The following is a 16,745-nucleotide window of genomic DNA, read 5'->3' as shown; positions in this document are numbered from 1 at the left end:
CCTTGAGTTTGCGTCCATGGTCAGAGGCCTGTTGTGTGTTGCCCTGCTGTTTGTCACCGTTGCCGCTCACGCCGAAACCTGGCCCGATAAGGAATGGGCCAAGGGCACACCGCTCACGGGCCCTGCTGTCGATGCGTTGGACGCCTACGCGTTCCCGGCGCGCGACGACGCCACCCGCCAAGGCATTCGCACCGACGCGTTGCTGGTGATCCGTGAGGGTGAGGTCATCTACGAACGCTATGCAGCGCCCACCACCGCCAGCACGCCGCACCTCACCTGGTCCATCAGTAAAAGCCTGATGGCCACCGTATTGGGCGTGGCCTACGGCGATAACCGTTTCAAACTCAGCGACCCGGTGGCGCGTTTCTATCCACCGATGAAGCAGCACCCCAACGTGACCATGGCCGACCTGCTGCACTGGGCCTCGGGCCTCGACTGGCAGGAAGACTACGAATACGCGCCGTTGAAATCCTCGGTGGTGGCAATGCTCTACACCCGCGGCCGCGCTGATATGGCCGACTTTGCCGCAGACACCGCGGCGGCCAGCGCCCCGGGCCAGGTCTTTCGCTACTCCAGCGGCGACACCAACCTGTTGTCCGCTGCCCTCAAAGGCATGCTCGGCCACAAGGCTTATATGAGTTACCCGTGGGATGCGCTGTTCAAACCCCTGGGCATTCGTAATGCCACCTGGGAGACCGACGCCGACGAAACCTTCGTCGCGTCTTCCTACGCCTACCTCACCGCCCGCGACCTGGCGCGTGTCGGCCTGCTGATGGCGCGCAATGGTCGCTGGGGTGATCAACAACTGCTGCCCAAAGACTGGATCGCCTTCAATCGCCAGCCGTTCGATAAATACAAAACCGGCCAGGACGAAGCCGTCCCCGGTGGCCATTGGTGGCTCAATCAAGGCGCATCACGTCCCTGGCCCGATGCCCCCGCCGACACCTTCGCCGCCCTCGGCCACTGGGGCCAGGCGCTTTACGTGATGCCCGACGAACACTTGGTGATCGTGCGCTACGGCGATGACCGCGACGGCAGCTATCGCCATAACGAACTGCTCAAACGCGTGCTGGCGGCGGTGCAGCCATGATCCGTCGTCGTCCGTTTACCAGCCTGTTTCTGCTGCTGTTGCTCGCCCTGCTGGGGTGGATCTGGCATGAGCGCGTCAACTTGCAAGCCTTCCCCGACATCATCGCGGCCTACACCGCCAAGGAGTACTGCTCGTGCCGGTACGTGGCGAACAACCCGGCCGAATATTGCCGGGGGTATGTGAAGCAGTACGTGCCGACCAGCGCGTTCAGCGACAACCCGGAGCGCAGTGAAGTGACGGCGAGCGGGTTGGGGCGTACGCACAGTGCACGGTGGCTAGGCGACCGCCAGGGTTGTCGCCTCAATCCTTGACACGCCACCGGCCCATTCCATTGCGCCCGGCACACGGCGCAGTTAAGGTTCGTGCAGGTTTTTTGCCTCATGAGTCTTTATGTTCAATGTCAAACCACTGGCTTTCACACTGTTGACCTGCGCCGCTGTGCCTGCCCACGCCGATTGGTACCTGGACAACGAGTCCTCGCGCCTGTCGTTCGTCACCACCAAAAACACCGAGATCGCTGAAGTCCATCGCTTCCTGGTGCTGCACGGCAAGGTCGACAGCAAGGGCGCGGCGCAACTGGAGGTGGAGCTGGAGTCGGTCAACAGCGGCATACCGCTTCGCGATGAGCGTATGCGCAATCAACTGTTCGAGATCAAGACGTTCCCCAATGCGCTGATCAACGCGCAGATCAATCTGCAACCTATCAACGACCTGGCGCCTGGCGCGCAGTTGGAGTTGCGCCTGCCAGTATCCGTGACCCTGCACGGCAAGACCCAGACCTACAGCGCCGAACTGCTGGCGACACGCCTGGATGACCGGCGTTTCCAAGTGGTAACCCTGGAACCGCTGGTGGTGCATGCCGAGGACTTTGACCTGGCGCCGGGTGTGGCGGCGCTGCGTAAGGCGGCGGGGCTCAAGTCGATCAGCCTGTCGGTGCCGGTGGGTGCGGTGCTGATTTTTACGGCGCGCTGACGTGAGCGGCGCGGTGTTCCCGTGGCGCAGCGCCAACCGTTTCGAGTTGTTGATCGACGGGCCGAATTTTTTCCCGCAGATGCTGGTGGGCATTGCCCGGGCGGAACACCAGGTTGACCTGGAGTTGTACCTGGTCGAGGCCGGCGCCTGCGCCGAAGCCATGGTGAAGGCCCTGGTACAGGCCGCCGAGCGGGGGGTGCGGGTGCGTTGCCTGTTCGATGATTACGGCAGCCTGGCGTTTACCCTCGGGCTGCGCAAACGCCTGACCGACGCCGGCGTGGAGTTGCGGTTCTATAATCGCCTGAGTTGGCGCCGCTGGATGCGCAACTTGTATCGCGACCATCGCAAGCTGTTGCTGATCGACCAGGAAATCGCAGTGGTCGGCGGCACGGGTGTAACAGATGAGTTCTGGACGCCGGGGCAAGACACCGCCGACTGGCATGAAGTGATGGTGCAGATCAGTGGCCCGTTGGTGCTGGATTGGCAGGCGCTGTTCGATCGCCAATGGCACGCCAATGCCGCGCGCCGTGAGTGGAAGCCCGCCACTCATTTCGGTTTGCCGCGTTTGCCCAAGGTGCCGACCACCGGCCCAGGCCTGGGGCGCGTGGCCTATGCCGATGCCCGCCAGCACCGGGATATCCTGCAATCGCTGATCCGCGCCTTGAACAGCAGCCAGCAGCGTATCTGGCTGGCTACTCCGTACTTCCTGCCGACCTGGAGCGTGCGCCGTGCCTTGCGCCGTGCCGCCGGGCGCGGCGTCGATGTGCGCTTGCTGCTTACCGGCCCGCGTACCGATCACCCGTCCGTGCGGTATGCCGGGCACCGTTATTACCCGCGCTTGCTGCGTGCGGGTGTGCAGATCTTTGAATACCAGCCGTGCTTTCTGCACTTGAAAATGGTGCTGGTGGACGACTGGGTGAGCATCGGCTCGTGCAACTTCGACCACTGGAATTTGCGTTTCAACCTGGAAGCCAACCTGGAAGCGCTGGACCCTGAGCTGACGCGGGCGGTGGAGGGCAGTTTCGAGCGGGATTTCGAGCAGAGCCAGGCGGTGAGCCTGGAGGCGTGGAAGTCGCGGCCGTTGTGGCGGCGGGTGAAGCAGCGGGTGTGGGGGTGGATTGATCGGTTGGTGGTGAATTTGCTCGACCGACGGGGTTAGCGAGAGCGCCGCTAATCCAATGTGGGAGTTGGCTTGCCTGCGAAAGCGGCCTCACAGCTGACCACAATCTAACTGTCCTCCCGCGATCCAAAAATGTGGGAGCTGGCATGCCTGCGAATGCGGCCTCACAGCCGACCACAATCTAACTGTCCCCCCCCGCGATCCAAATGTGGGAGCTGGCTTGCCTGCGAAAGCGGCCTGACAGCCGACCACAAACTAACTGTCGCCCCGCGATCCAAATGTGGGAGCTGGCTTGCCTGCGAAAGCGGCCTGACAGCCGACCACAATCTAACTGTCGCCCCGCGATCCAAAAATGTGGGAGCTGGCTTGCCTGCGAAGGCGGCCTGACAGCCAACCACTCTACAACTGTTGCCCCGCGATCCAAATGTGGGAGCAACTGTCTTGATGACCATATCTTGGCCATCGCTTTCAAAGACAGCCAAACTCCCACAGCTTCAAGCCGTGTGACCTTCAACGACACATCGCTGCCGATTTAGGCAGCGTGTTCTTTCCATTCAGTCCTATCACGCAGCATTGCGTTCAGCCGGATTAACAAAACACGCATGCATGCGATTAGCGCAACTTTTGCGCATTTTCCTTTGCCACGCAGTGCTTTATAGCGTGCCTGGAATTCAGGCTGGTCCCGAATGACGACCCAGCAGGCCATGTATAGCGAGCGACGTGCGGAAAACCTTCCGCCACGAATGTGACGCGCGCCTATGTGCTTCCCACTGTCGTTGTTATACGGCGCGAGGCCCGCTAGGGCAGCGATCGGACGCTTGCCAACCTCACCCAACTCCGGCAGGTATGCCATAAGGCTAGCCGCCGTAACGAGCCCGATCCCCTTAACTGAACACAGGCGTTCGACTTTTTCGCGATCTAACACGTTGGCGCTTTGACGAATCAACTGGTCTATCGCGTTCACAGCCTTGATCAGGTAGTCGATATGACTCTGCAACGCTGGTTTTACTACGTCGCATGAGGCCGTTTTCAGGCGCCTTTTGTCATCGTCTCTCTGCTGAATAAAGTTTTCTCGCTGTTGGACTAACGCGCGCAACTCGTCATGTTTCGGGCTGGTGATTCGGCTGTTTGGCGAGTCGAGTACCGCTGCGAACTGTGCAAGGGACTTTGCATCTATCGGGTCGGTTTTGGCTTGTTGGCCCATCGCAGTGGAAAAACTCTTGGCTCGACGGGGATTGATGCAGATGACGTTGAGGCCCGCAGCCTGGAGCGCCTTCATGACTTTGCGCTCGTAACCGCCAGTGGCCTCCAACAGCACGCGACCGACCTGGTGAAGCAATAGCCACCCAATCAACCCAGGGAAATCATCTTCGGCGTTAGCGCAACTTACCCCAACGTCAATCAGATTAACTCGAGCCTCAAGGCTGTCCTTGGAAACATCAATGCCTGCTGGATAGGAAAACATAGCCAAACCCTCTTACACTCAAAGTGAGAGCGCTCTGGCTTGGCCCACGCTTGTAACTGTTCGAGGTGGGCTCGTTCAACTGTTCGGGCTCATGTCCAGAGCGGAGAAGTGAGTGGCAGCATGGGCTCCCACACGTGCTTTAAGCACTTCGGGCATTCAGCTTGCCACTCACCCTCTCACCTTCAGCTTAATCCTGTCTCAAGACACAAGCGGGCTTGCTCGCGAAGGCGGCCTGACAGCCGACCTGGATGTTGGATCTGATCGGGTACATATCCGTTATTTGGGTAACGGCTGCTAATGGTTCCGCCCTTACGGCGGCTCACTTTTGAAAAGCGCAAAAGTAAGCAAAACGCTCTTGCCCCAACACTCGGCACCTCGCCTAGGCTCGGTGTGCCCGTAATCCGACAGGTATTTGGGGGGCCGCCGCCACGCGCCATCCATGGCGCGGGGCGGCTAAACCGGCATCCCTGCCGGTTTACCCCCCAAATCCCTGTCGAATTCCGGCCAGCGTGTTTGACGGGGCGCCTGAGATCAAAAGCAGGATCAAGAGCAAGAGCAAGAGCAAGAGCAAGAGCAAGAGCAAGAGCAAGAGCAAGAGCAAGAGCAAGAGCGGCTCGCTTCGCATCGTGGTTGGTGTTGGGGGGGGGGACAACGTTGTGTTGATACCTATGCTGCGAGAGCAGTGGTGAATTTTCCACCGCTATCGCAGGCCAGCCAGCTCCCACATGGACTGTGTTTACAGCTTTAGATCAGAGCAGTTCGAAGGTTTGTTGCTGCACGTCCTGGGAGTCCAGTCCGATCTGCACATTGAACTCACCCGGTTCCGCGGCGAACTTGAGTTGGGTGTTGTAGAACTTCAAGTCTTCCTCGGTGATGGTGAAGTGCAGGGTGCGCTCTTCACCGGCTTTGAGCATGACCTTCTGGAAATTCTTCAGCTCCTTGATCGGGCGGATCATCGAACCGGCCACGTCCTGGATATACAACTGCACCACGGTTTCGCCGTCCACCTTGCCGGTGTTGGTCACGGTGACACTGGCGTCGAGCTTGCCGGTCTTGTTCAGTGTGGTGGACGACAGCGCCATGTCCGACAGGCCGAACGTGGTGTAGCTCAAGCCATACCCGAACGGAAACAGGGGGCCGGTGGTGTCATCGAAGTACTGCGAGGTGTAGTTGCCCGGCTTGCCCGGCGTGAACGGCCGGCCGATGGTCAGGTGGTTGTAGTAGGTCGGAATCTGCCCCACCGAACGTGGGAAGGTGATCGGCAGCTTGCCCGAAGGGTTGTAGTCACCAAACAGCACATCGGCGATGGCATTGCCGCCTTCGGTGCCGGCGAACCAGGTTTCCAGGATCGCATCGGCCTGTTGGGTCTCTTCGAGAATCGACAGGGGACGGCCATTCATCAGCACCAATACCAGCGGCTTGCCGGTGGCTTTCAAGGCCTTGATCAGGTCACGCTGGCTCTGCGGGATGTTCAGGTCGGTGCGGCTGGAAGATTCGTGGGACATGCCACGGGACTCGCCCACGGCGGCGACCACCACGTCGGCATCCTTGGCAGCCTTGACCGCCTCGTCGATCATCACTTGGGCAGGGCGGGTGTCATCCACCACTTCCGGCGCATCGAAGTTGAGGAAGTTCAGGTAGTCGACCACGGCCTTGTCGTTGGTGATGTTGGCGCCACGGGCATAGATGATCTTGCCCTTCTCGCCGATCACCGCGTTCAAACCGTCGAGCAGGGTGACTGACTGCTCCGGCTTACCGGCGGCGGCCCAACTGCCCATGATGTCGATCGGCGCCTTGGCCAGCGGGCCGACCAGGGCGATGGTGGCGGATTTTTTCAGCGGCAGGGTGTTGTTCTGGTTTTTCAGCAATACCAGGCTGCGGCGCGCGATGTCGCGCGCATCGGCGCGGTGCAGGCGGCTTTCGGCGTAGGTGTCGGCCGGGTCGTCCTCAGCCTTGCCGATGCGCAGGTACGGGTCCTTGAACAGGCCCATGTCGTACTTGGCGCCCAGCACTTCGCGCACGGCGTTGTCGATGTCGCTCTGCTCGATTTCACCGGACTTGAGCAGCCCCGGCAGCTCCTTGCCGTAGAGCGAGTCGTTCATGCTCATGTCGATGCCGGCCTTGATCGCCAGCTTGGCGGCTTCACGCCCGTCCTTGGCCACGCCGTGCTTGATCAGCTCGAAGATCGCGCCATGGTCGCTCACGGCCAGGCCCTTGAAGCCCCAGTCCTTGCGCAGCAGGTCGTTCATCAGCCAGGTGTTGGCGGTGGCGGGCACGCCGTTGATCGAGTTCAGCGCCACCATCACGCCGCCGGAGCCGGCCTTGATCGCCGCGTGGTATGGCGGCAGGTAGTCCTGGTACATCTTGACCGGGCTCATGTCGACCACGTTGTAGTCACGGCCGCCTTCCACCGCGCCATACAGGGCGAAGTGCTTGACGCTGGCCATGATGCTGTCGGCATTCGCGGGGCTTACGCCCTGGAAGGCCTTGACCATTACTTCGGCGATACGCGAGACCAGGTAGGTGTCCTCACCGAACCCTTCGGAGGTGCGGCCCCAGCGTGGGTCACGGGAGATGTCGACCATCGGCGCAAAGGTGATGTCGAGGCTGTCGGCGGCGGCTTCCTGGGCGGCGATGCGCCCGGAGCGGCCGATGGCTTCCATGTCCCAGCTGGACGCCAGGGCCAGGCTGATCGGGAAAATGGTGCGGTGGCCGTGGATCACGTCGTAGGCGAAGAACATCGGGATCTTCAAGCGGCTGCGCATGGCCGCGTCCTGCATCGGACGGTTTTCCGGGCGGGTGATGGAGTTGAACGTGCCGCCGATGCGGCCGGCGGCGATTTCCTTGCGGATCAGCTCGCGGGGCATCTCGGGGCCGATGCTGATCAGGCGCAATTGGCCGATCTTTTCATCCAGGGTCATCTGCTTGAGCAGGTCGCTGACGAAGGCGTCCTTGTCTTTAAGCGCAGCAGGCTTTGTTTCTGCCCATACGGGGTGACTGGCCAGAGTGGCAACAAGGCCGAGCAAACACAGCTTTTTCATGAATATCCTTTTTCGGCTCACTGCACAGCATCCAGGGAACGCTGGCGGCCAAAATGTGGGGAGCGTCTATTGTTGTTCGGGTGTTGTTCAGATAAATGCAGCACACTCTGAACTCTTTTTCGCGCTGGGCATCTTTGTAGCTGATTGGCTCAATGCATGCCAGTGGTGGCGGATTATGCCCCAAGCGCGTGGTGTATAGGGTGAGTCGTCACATTCCATCAAGATTGGGCAGGAGAAACACCATGCAAGCAGCACAAGGTTACCGCTGGGGCTTGAAAGCCGCGGTTTTGCTATTGATCGGCACGGTGCTGAGCGGTTGTGGCATCAACAACATCCCGACCCTGGACGAACAGGCCAAGGCCGCCTGGGGCCAGGTGCAGAACCAGTACCAGCGCCGGGCCGACCTGATCCCCAACCTGGTGGAAGTGGTGAAGGGCTATGCCGCCCATGAACAGGACACCCTGACCGCCGTCATCGAAGCGCGGGCCAAGGCCACCTCGATCCAAGTGGATGCCAGCACCCTCGACAACCCGGAAAAACTCAAGCAGTTCCAGCAAGCCCAGGATGGCTTGAGCGGCGCACTCAGCCGTTTGATGGTGGTGTCCGAGCGCTACCCGGACCTGAAAGCCAACCAGAACTTCCTGGCCCTGCAATCCCAGCTTGAAGGCACCGAAAACCGTATCGCCGTGGCGCGCCGGGACTTTATCCAGGCGGTGCAGGCCTACAACACCGAAATCCGCACCTTCCCGGGCCGCCTGTGGCACAGCGTGATGTACAGCGACCTGCCGATCCGCGCCACGTTTGAGGCCACCAGTGCCGACGCCGATAAAGCGCCGCAAGTGAAGTTCAAATAAAGCTGCACTGAGGTGTCGATGCGTTTATTACGGATAGGCCTGGCGCTGTGGCTGTTGGCCTGCGTGGGCATGGCCCAGGCGGCGCTGACCTTCCCGGCGCTGACCGGGCGGGTGGTGGACACCGCCGAGATGATCGACCCCGCCACGCGCCAGCAGCTGACACAGCAGTTGCAGGCGCTGGAGCAGACCTCCGGTGACCAGATCGTGGTGGTCACCGTGCCTGACCTGCAGGGCGTGCCCATTGAGGACTTCGGTTATCAGTTGGGCCGCCAGTGGGGCATCGGCCAGAAGGGCAAGGACAACGGTGCGCTGTTGATCGTCGCGCGCGATGAGCGCAAATTGCGCATCGAAGTCGGCTATGGCCTGGAAGGGGTGCTCACCGATGCGCAGTCGTGGGTGATCATCAACCAGGTGATTGCACCCAAGTTCAAGGCCGGCAATTTCAGCCAGGGCATCAGCGACGGTGTGGCGGCGATGGTGCAAGTGGTGGGCGGCGAACCACTGGCCGTGCCGGCGCATGTGGCGGACGCCAACTTTGCCAAGGATAATCCGGGGTTTTCCATCGGCTTGTTTATCCTGCTGATCGGCGTGTTGTGGCTGTGCAATCGTCTGGGGCTGCCGGTGGGCGCGATCCTGCTGGCGATTCTCAGCAGCAGCGGACGCGGCGGTGGCGGCGGGGGAGGTGGCGGTGGTTTCCGGGGCGGCGGTGGCGGCTTCGGCGGCGGTGGAGCTTCAGGCGGCTGGTGATGACAATAATTAGAGAGCAATTACAACCATGGCATTACTGACTGAACACGAGCAGCGCCAAGTCGCGGAGGCGATCGCCCGGGTGGAAAAAACCACCGACGCGGAACTGGTGACCGTACTGGCCGCCCGCGCCGATGACTACGCCTACATCCCGCTGCTGTGGGCCAGCCTGATCGCGCTGGTGGTGCCGGGTGTGGTGCATTACCTGTCGGGCTACCTGACCATGTACACCTTGCTGCTGGCGCAATGGGCGACGTTCATCGTGTTGTGCCTGGTGTTCCGTTTGCCCAAGGTCACCACCCGCCTGATCCCGCGCTCGGTACGGCATTGGCGCGCGTCGAACCTGGCGCGCCGTCAATTCCTGGAGCAGAACCTGCACCACACGCTGGGCAGCACCGGCGTGCTGATTTTTGTCAGCGAGGCCGAGCGGTACGTGGAGATCCTGGTGGATGATGGTATCTCCAAGCATCTGGATGACAGCAGTTGGGATTCGATCGTCACGGCGTTTACCCAGCAGGTGAAGCAGGGCGAGACACTGGCGGGGTTTATCAGCTGCATTGAAGCCTGTGGCGAGTTGCTCAAGGTGCATGTGCCGGTGACCCAAACCCGTAATGAACTACCGAATCGCTTGGTCGTACTCGAATAATCCAGGCAACACCCAGCCCCTTTGTGGACACCACATCATCCAGTGTTCACATTTGAGGGGGGCTGCTGATTGACCGTTGATCAAATAACTCCGTGCCCTGACGCCCCATCCCCCCTAAAATGCCCGGCATTCCCTGCCCGAGGCGTTTTTGTTCATGTCTGTCACTGCTCAACCGGATCATCACGCCCAGTTCATTGAACTGCTCAGTGCAAGCCTCGCGCAGAATGCCTTTATCAAGCTGGTGCTGGCCAAATACGTCGGTGACGAGGCTGACCTGCAGCGGCTGATCATCAAGCCGGTAACGGTCAAGGAGCAGGCGTGCCTGTCCTTTGTCTACCGCTACAAGACCCGCGATATCACCAAGAATTTGCCAGTGGCCGACGCTGTTGCGGCGATTGCCGAGCTGCTGCCGGCGCGGTTCAAGAACGCTCACCTGCTGTCACTGACCGACGAAGCCCAGTTGGAATACAGCAAGAAAAACAAAAGCTCACTGTTCAAAAGTAAACCGCAGCAATTGCGCGAAGCGCCGTCGGCCGAGCATAACCGCGAGAAGAACCGCTTCCTTGACCTAAGCCGGCCGTTCCTCGCCGACCTGGGCGTCACCGACGCCAAGCAGGCGCTGATCCCGTCGATGTCGCGCAAGTGGAAGCAGATCAACAAGTTCATCGAAGTGTTCAGCCACGCGCTGACCTCGTCCCCCTTGAAGCTGGACCAGCCGGTGCGCGTTGCCGACTTCGGCTCGGGCAAGGGCTACCTGACGTTTGCGATTCACGACTACCTGCGCAACACCCTCAAGGCCGAGGGCGAGGTGACGGGCGTCGAATTGCGTGAAGACATGGTGACCCTGTGCAACACCGCCGCCGCGCGCCTGGAACACCCTGGGCTGGTGTTCAAGTGTGGCGATGTGCGCAGCGTGGCGCCCAGCGAGCTGGACGTGATGATCGCCCTGCATGCCTGCGACGTTGCCACTGACTACGCCATCCACACCGGCATCCGCTCCGGCGCATCGATCATCATGTGCTCACCGTGCTGCCACAAGCAGATCCGCCTGCAAATCCAGAGCCCGGTGCTGCTCAAGCCCATGCTGCAATACGGCCTGCACCTGGGCCAGCAGGCGGAAATGGTCACCGACAGTTTGCGTGCGCTGTTCCTCGAAGCCTGTGGCTATGAAACCAAGGTGTTCGAATTCATCTCGCTGGAGCACACCAACAAGAACAAGATGATTCTTGCCGTGAAGCGCGCCGAGCCGGTGGACAATGCGCAGTTGCTGGAGAAAATCCAGGAGCTGAAAGCGTTCTACCACATCACCGAACACTGCCTGGAAACCCTGCTGCGCGCCGATGGCTACCTGAATTGAAGTGAACACGGTCCTCTGTGGGAGCTGGCTTGCCTGCGATAGCGGTGTGTCAGTCACCACCGTCATCGCAGGCAAGCCAGCTCCCACATCAGACTGAGCCAGCCTTGATGATGGGGGCTGGCTGCACCGTCGTCTTGCGCCCTAGCATCACCGTCACGATCACCCCACACGCAAACAGCCAGGTGATCGGCTCGATGTGTTCACCAAAGAACAACGCCGAAAACGCGATGGTGAAGAAGATCTGCAACAGCTGGATCTGGCTGACCCGCGCGATCCCGCCCATGGCCAACCCGGCGTACCAGGCAAAGAAGCCCAGGAACTGCGAGAACAGCGACACATAGCCAAACGCCCACCACGCACGCATCGACACCGCGCCCTGATGCTGCGCCGCCAGGTAACACACCGGGCCGATCAGCACCGGCGTTGACAGCACCAACGCCCAGCAGATCACCTGCCAGCCGCCCATTTCCTTGGCCAGGCGACCCCCTTCGGCATAGCCCAGGCCGCCGACGGCAATCGCACCCAGCATTAGCAAGTCACCTGCCTGTATGCTGCCGGCCCCGGTGATCAGCGCATAGCTCAACACCAACGCACTGCCCAGCGCCGCGCAGGCCCAGAAGGCTTTTGACGGCCGCTCATGGGACAGCCACGCCGCATACAGCGCCACGCACAGCGGTTGCAGGCCGTTGACCAGCGCGCCATGGGACGCCGGCAACGTTTGCATGGCCCAGGCCGACAGCACCGGGAAGCCGAGAATCACCCCCGCGATCACCAGGCACAGCCCGCGCACCTGGCGCCAGGTGGGCCAGCGCTCGCGGCGCCACAGTAACAGCGCCGCTGCCGGAATTGCCGCGAACAGCGCACGGCCCAGGCCGTTCAGCAACGGGTGGATTTCCTGCACCACGATACGGGTGAAGGGCAGGGTCAGGCTGAAGATGACGACGCCCAGCAGGCCGAGGGCCATGCCGGTGTTTTCGCGCGAGCTCATGAGGTAGAACCGAAATCTAGAGGGCTTCAAGGGAAGCCCATCTAGCCACATCCCCCGCCGATTGCGGGCCTACAGCTGGGTGCGGATTTATCCGTACAGTTTTTTCAGAAGAAGCGCGTGATGCTGATCTTGGCGTTGCGGCCTTGGCTGTAGACACCTTCACCGCTGAGTGCAGGTTGGTAGAAGCGGTTGAAGAGGTTGTCGACGGTGAAGTTGATCTCGGTGCCCTTGAGACCGGCCTGCTGGGGTTTCCAATTGGCGAACAGGCCTTGTGTGTCGTAGCTGGCGTTTTCCGTCTGGTCGTAGATAAAGTCGCCGATGCTGGAGTTCAAACCGCCCGCGTAAACATCGGTGGGCACGCGATCGGTCTTGCGTACGAACTGGCCCTGCCAGCCCACCTGCGCGTCCCAGTTCGGGATCTTGGTACCCAGCACCACCACCCATTTTGCCGGTGGGATATCCCGCGCCCATACGTGCAGGTTGGTCGCCCAGGGATTGGTGTAGGGGTTGTCGCGCTTGCCTGTGGCCCAGGAGTAAGTCAGGGAACCGAACAGGTAGGTCGAGTCGTAGTAGCTTTCCAGCTCGAAGCCCTTGATGGTCATGCCACCCACATTGCGATAGTTGGTCCTGGATGCCGCGTCACTGCATACCGAATCGATACTGCCCGGCACGTTCAACTGCCGTTCGCAGCCAATGCCGGTGGCCTTCATGATTTCGTCTTCGATGCGGTTGTGAAACAACGTGGTGCGTAACTGCAAGTTGTCTTCACGGGTGAAGAGCCCCGAAAAGTTGGTGACGTTGCCCGCGGTAATCGCCGTAATGCGCTCAGGGTCGAGGTTCAGGCTGGTGGCGCTGCGGGTGCTGATGGCGCCCTGGACTTCGTACTGTTCATCGATCACCGGCGCACGCCACGTGCGGTTCCAACTGGCGAAGAACGCCACATCCGGGGTCACGTTCCAGAACGCAGCGAGGCGTGGCGACCAACCGGTGTAGGTACGGTCGCTGTAGTCGTGGCCCACTTTTGGGTCCGGGTTGCTGTAGTACGGCGCATCGTTGGCTTCGCCGCGGTTGCGCACGTGGTCGTAACGCAGGGACGGCGTGATGGTCACGTCGCCCAGGGTAATCGCGTCCTGGATGTAGAACGCGTTGCTATCGACCTTGCCGTGGGGCATGAAATACGGCTGGAAGTGTCCATAGTTGTATCTGGCGGTGTTGTAGGTTGCACCCGGCATCCAGCTTTCGGTTTCACGCTTGTGCTTGCGGATCTGCACGCCCGTGGTCACCGCGTGTTCCAACGCGCCGGTGGTCAGCAGGCTGGTATTGCGCAGTTCAAGGATGCGGTCTTTGTAGGAAGTATCCATCTTGCGTCCACCGGTAGCCAGGCTAATGACGGCATTCTCGGCGCGCTCATCGGTCTGGTCGGTATTGGACTCCGAGTAGCTCAGCTTCAGGTCGATCAGCGGGTTGTTCAGTGGGTGGTATTCGTACTTGCTCGACCAGGTGGTGTCCACCGTGTCGCGGTCGGCCAGGAAGCGTGATACGGCCGTGGCGTAGCCGTAGCGGTCGATGGCCGATTGTGTCGGGGGTGATGGATAGGACTTTGCCGAGAACGGCGTCATACGTTGGCTTTGGGCGCGTGAGTAAGACAGGCCCATGCTGTGTTCGTCGGTGAAATACGCGTTGAACTTGAACAGTTGGCCTTCGACATCCTGCGCGCTGTTGGGCAAGCGTTTGGGGTTGATCGGGTATTGGTTGCGCGGGTCGGGCGGAGTGTCGGCCAGCTTGAGGTCGTCGCCGTCGCGCTTGGTCAGGTAGACCAGGCCATCCATGCGGCCGTCGTCGGTGCGGCCATACACAGCGCCGGTGTAGACCTGCTCGTGGGTGTTGCTGGCGTAGCCGTATTTGACCATCGCCCCGGCATTTTGCCCGTTCTTGAGCAGGTCGGGTGCGTCCTTGGTGATCATGTTGACCGTGCCGCCAAAACCGCCGTTACCGGTAAATGGCGAGTAAGGGCCTTTCTCCACCTCAATGCTTTTGATCAACTCGGGCTCAATGAAGATGGTGCCTTGTTGATAACGCTCGAAACCGCTTTTGGCCGCGCCATCCACGGTCATCGGCACATCTTCGGCATCGCCCATGCCGCGGATGTTCATGGTCTGGCCGCCCGGCTTGGGTGAGCCGCCCATCGATACTCCGGGCAGGGTCTGCAACAGCGAAGGAATGTTATCGGGCTGGTAGCGGTCGATGTCCGCTTGGCTCAGGGTGGAGCGGCCCACGGTGATGGAGTCGACCTGGTTACCGGTGCCGATCACGCTCAGTGCATCCAGTTGAACAACGCCGCTATTGGTGGTCTTGGCCTCTTCGGGTCTTACCACATAGGTGCTGCCAACCTTGATCAGGGTGAACTCGCCGTTTTTCAGCAGGGTGCGAATCGCCACTTCTGGTGTGAAGTCACCATTGAGCGCAGGGGCATGCACGTTCTTGAGCAGCTCTTCGTCGAACAGCAGTTGGATCTGTGCCTGTTGCGCCACCTGGCTCAGGGACGTGGCCAGTGCCTGGGCGGGCAGCGTGAATGTCTCGGCTTGGGCAGTGAGGCTGAACACCAGGCAAGTGGCAATGAGCGTCGGTCGAAGAAACAGGTGCGAAGCGTGGCAAGGCGCGCGAAACATGAAATCCCCCGGTGCGGCCAAATGGCCAAAAAGGTGTGCGTATCAGGTACAGACCGGAGGAAGACGGGGTAGGGAAAAAAATCCACACCTGCGAATGCAAAATATTCTCAAATAAGAATTCAGTCGGGTTATTTGCTCGGTTCGATCCTCATGATGCCATCGGCCGACGCCACGGTTTTTACCGGCAACAGGGCGGGCAAGGCGTTGAGCAGGGCGTCGGGATCATTCACATCCAGATTGCCCGAGACCTTCAGGTGGGCCACGGCGCTGCTGACCTGCAGCGGTGCCTGGGGGCGGTACAGGCTCAATTCATCGATCAGGCTGGCCAGTTCGCGGTTGCGAAACGACAAGTGTCCACTGCGCCAGTCGGCGACTTCTTCAGCGGTGAGGGTTTGCTGCTGCAACGTGCCCTTGGCATAGCTGTAGATCGCGCGTTGCTGTGCACCCAACAGGCTCACGGGGCTTTTTGCATCCGGCTCGAAGGCGACCTGCCCATGGGCGACGCTGACCACCAGTTGTTGCTGGCTGCGGCGTACATCGAAGCCAGTGCCGACCACGCGCACACGGGCTTCGCCTGCTTGCACGAACAGCGGCCGCTCCTTGTCGGCGGCCACTTCGATGTACACCTGGCCCTTGTCCAGGTGCACGATGCGCTGGTACGCGCTGAAATCGACCCGCACGCGGGTGTTGGCATTCACGTACAAGGTGCTGCCATCGGGCAGGTCCAGGGTGCGCATGCCTTTGGCATGGGCCGCTACCTGAGTGTGATAAAGCTCGCGCGGCGCGCCGATATGAGTGGCCAGCACCGCGCACAGCAGGGCGGCGGCCACGGCCAGGGCAGGGCGCCATACCGACGGTTTGCGCTGGGGCAGCGCCACGGGTTTGTTCAGTTGCTGCAACTGGGCGAGGTCTGCCCACAGTTGTTCGAATTCGGCATAGGCGCGGGCATGGGCAGGCTCGGCTTGCCAGGCAGCAAAAGCCTTGCGGTCGGCGCGCCCCGCGTCATTGCGGTTGCGGGCAAACCAACTGGCGGCTTGGGCATCAATGGCGTCACGGTCTTCGATGTCCAGGGCGTCGGTGTCGCTCAGGCGGTTCATTCTGGCTGCTCCGTGCCGGGTTCGTGTTGAAGGCGTCGCTTGCAGTGCAGGAGGGCAAACGCGATGTGCTTTTCCACCATGCTGGTCGAAATGCCCATGCGCTCGGCGATCTGCGCCTGGCTCAAGCCTTCGAAGCGGTGCAGCATAAGGGCTTCTCGCCTGCGGGGCGAGAGTTCAGCAAGGACTTCTTTCAACTGTTCCAGGCGTTGCAAGCGTTGAGCGGCGGCCATGGGATCGTTTTGCTCGTCGGTGACCGGCTCGGCGTCCATTTCGGCGGGGTCAAAGTGGGCGGTCTGCCGTACCTTCTGTTTGCGCCAGTGATCACGCAGCAGGTTGCGCGCCATCTGGAACAGAAACGCCCGTGGCTGCTCGACCTTGGCCCGGTCGCGGTAGTCCAGCCACTGAGTAAAGACATCCTGGGTCATGTCCGCCGCGTCGCTGGCGTTGTCCGTGCGTTTGCGCAGGAAATACAGGATATCTGTATAGAACCCGCGAAAGGCATCGGCCGACAACGGGTCGGGCTTGGGACGAGACATGGATATCCTTCTTGACGAAGCACGACTTGGAGAAAGTCGTGAATGGTATCGAGAACCATTGTCATTTGTCTCTATTTTACGGATGTACACAGCAAAAAATGTGGGAGCGGGCTTGCTCGCGAAAGCGGTGTGTCAGTCGATTTATCCGGTGACTGGCACACTG

14 protein-coding genes are annotated in these 16,745 nt (G+C 60.8%); 8 read left to right on the top strand and 6 right to left on the bottom strand.

Annotation, left to right across the window (positions count from 1 at the left end):
* Positions 1-16 precede the first annotated feature (16 nt).
* From CWC48_RS03400 to CWC48_RS03385, 4 genes are all read left to right on the top strand, one after another.
* The gene (locus tag CWC48_RS03400) at positions 17-1,090 is read left to right on the top strand and encodes a serine hydrolase (protein WP_078047292.1); all 1,074 of its coding nucleotides are present in this window, start codon (positions 17-19) and stop codon (positions 1,088-1,090) included.
* Complete coding sequence (locus CWC48_RS03395) at positions 1,087-1,401, top strand: amidase (protein ID WP_078047293.1); 315 nt, start codon at positions 1,087-1,089, stop codon at positions 1,399-1,401. The genes CWC48_RS03400 and CWC48_RS03395 overlap by 4 nt, the downstream gene beginning before the upstream one ends.
* A gap of 79 nt (positions 1,402-1,480) precedes the next feature.
* The gene (locus tag CWC48_RS03390; RefSeq protein WP_078047294.1) at positions 1,481-2,062 is read left to right on the top strand and encodes a YceI family protein; all 582 of its coding nucleotides are present in this window, start codon (positions 1,481-1,483) and stop codon (positions 2,060-2,062) included.
* A gap of 1 nt (position 2,063) precedes the next feature.
* Complete coding sequence (locus tag CWC48_RS03385) at positions 2,064-3,221, top strand: phosphatidylserine/phosphatidylglycerophosphate/cardiolipin synthase family protein (RefSeq protein ID WP_100491339.1); 1,158 nt, start codon at positions 2,064-2,066, stop codon at positions 3,219-3,221.
* A gap of 493 nt (positions 3,222-3,714) precedes the next feature.
* Here the strand turns inward: CWC48_RS03385 and CWC48_RS03380 are convergent, their stop codons facing one another.
* Positions 3,715-4,647 (bottom strand): transposase, encoded by a 933-nt coding sequence (locus CWC48_RS03380; RefSeq protein ID WP_100490184.1) that lies wholly within the window; start codon positions 4,645-4,647, stop codon positions 3,715-3,717.
* A gap of 749 nt (positions 4,648-5,396) precedes the next feature.
* On the bottom strand, positions 5,397-7,688 hold the full coding sequence (gene bglX, locus CWC48_RS03375) for a beta-glucosidase BglX (protein ID WP_100491338.1): 2,292 nt from the start codon (positions 7,686-7,688) through the stop codon (positions 5,397-5,399).
* A 242-nt stretch (positions 7,689-7,930) separates the two neighbouring features.
* Between bglX and CWC48_RS03370 the strand changes: the two genes are divergently transcribed.
* The 4 genes from CWC48_RS03370 (at position 7,931) to CWC48_RS03355 (ending at position 11,292) form a co-directional block, all read left to right on the top strand.
* Complete coding sequence (locus CWC48_RS03370) at positions 7,931-8,542, top strand: LemA family protein (RefSeq protein ID WP_025855347.1); 612 nt, start codon at positions 7,931-7,933, stop codon at positions 8,540-8,542.
* Positions 8,543-8,560: 18 nt separating this feature from the next.
* The gene (locus CWC48_RS30680; RefSeq protein WP_078047297.1) at positions 8,561-9,289 is read left to right on the top strand and encodes a YgcG family protein; all 729 of its coding nucleotides are present in this window, start codon (positions 8,561-8,563) and stop codon (positions 9,287-9,289) included.
* Positions 9,290-9,317: 28 nt separating this feature from the next.
* Positions 9,318-9,935, top strand: a complete 618-nt coding sequence (locus tag CWC48_RS03360) for a TPM domain-containing protein (protein WP_078047298.1) — start codon at positions 9,318-9,320, stop codon at positions 9,933-9,935.
* 154 nt (positions 9,936-10,089) lie between these two features.
* Positions 10,090-11,292 carry an SAM-dependent methyltransferase gene (locus tag CWC48_RS03355; RefSeq protein WP_078047299.1) on the top strand — a complete coding sequence of 401 codons (1,203 nt, stop codon included), beginning with the start codon at positions 10,090-10,092 and terminating at the stop codon, positions 11,290-11,292.
* 88 nt (positions 11,293-11,380) lie between these two features.
* On the opposite strand, the gene CWC48_RS03350 is transcribed toward CWC48_RS03355, so the two are convergent.
* The 4 genes from CWC48_RS03350 to CWC48_RS03335 all read right to left on the bottom strand — a co-directional run bounded on the left by CWC48_RS03350 (position 11,381) and on the right by CWC48_RS03335 (position 16,582).
* Positions 11,381-12,280 (bottom strand): DMT family transporter, encoded by a 900-nt coding sequence (locus CWC48_RS03350; RefSeq protein WP_100491337.1) that lies wholly within the window; start codon positions 12,278-12,280, stop codon positions 11,381-11,383.
* A 104-nt stretch (positions 12,281-12,384) separates the two neighbouring features.
* Positions 12,385-14,949, bottom strand: a complete 2,565-nt coding sequence (locus tag CWC48_RS03345; RefSeq protein ID WP_100491336.1) for a TonB-dependent receptor — start codon at positions 14,947-14,949, stop codon at positions 12,385-12,387.
* Between the two features lie 128 nt (positions 14,950-15,077).
* On the bottom strand, positions 15,078-16,046 hold the full coding sequence (locus CWC48_RS03340; protein ID WP_100491335.1) for a FecR domain-containing protein: 969 nt from the start codon (positions 16,044-16,046) through the stop codon (positions 15,078-15,080).
* Positions 16,043-16,582 carry an RNA polymerase sigma factor gene (locus CWC48_RS03335; RefSeq protein WP_078047302.1) on the bottom strand — a complete coding sequence of 180 codons (540 nt, stop codon included), beginning with the start codon at positions 16,580-16,582 and terminating at the stop codon, positions 16,043-16,045. Before CWC48_RS03335 ends, CWC48_RS03340 begins: the two co-directional genes overlap by 4 nt.
* Positions 16,583-16,745: the final 163 nt, after the last annotated feature.

It is taken from the genome of Pseudomonas sp. S10E 269 (assembly GCF_002798465.1).
Classification (GTDB): domain Bacteria; phylum Pseudomonadota; class Gammaproteobacteria; order Pseudomonadales; family Pseudomonadaceae; genus Aquipseudomonas; species Aquipseudomonas pergaminensis.
The sequence above is the reverse complement of the archived record's forward strand: the minus strand, read 5'-3'. Positions and strand labels throughout refer to the sequence as shown.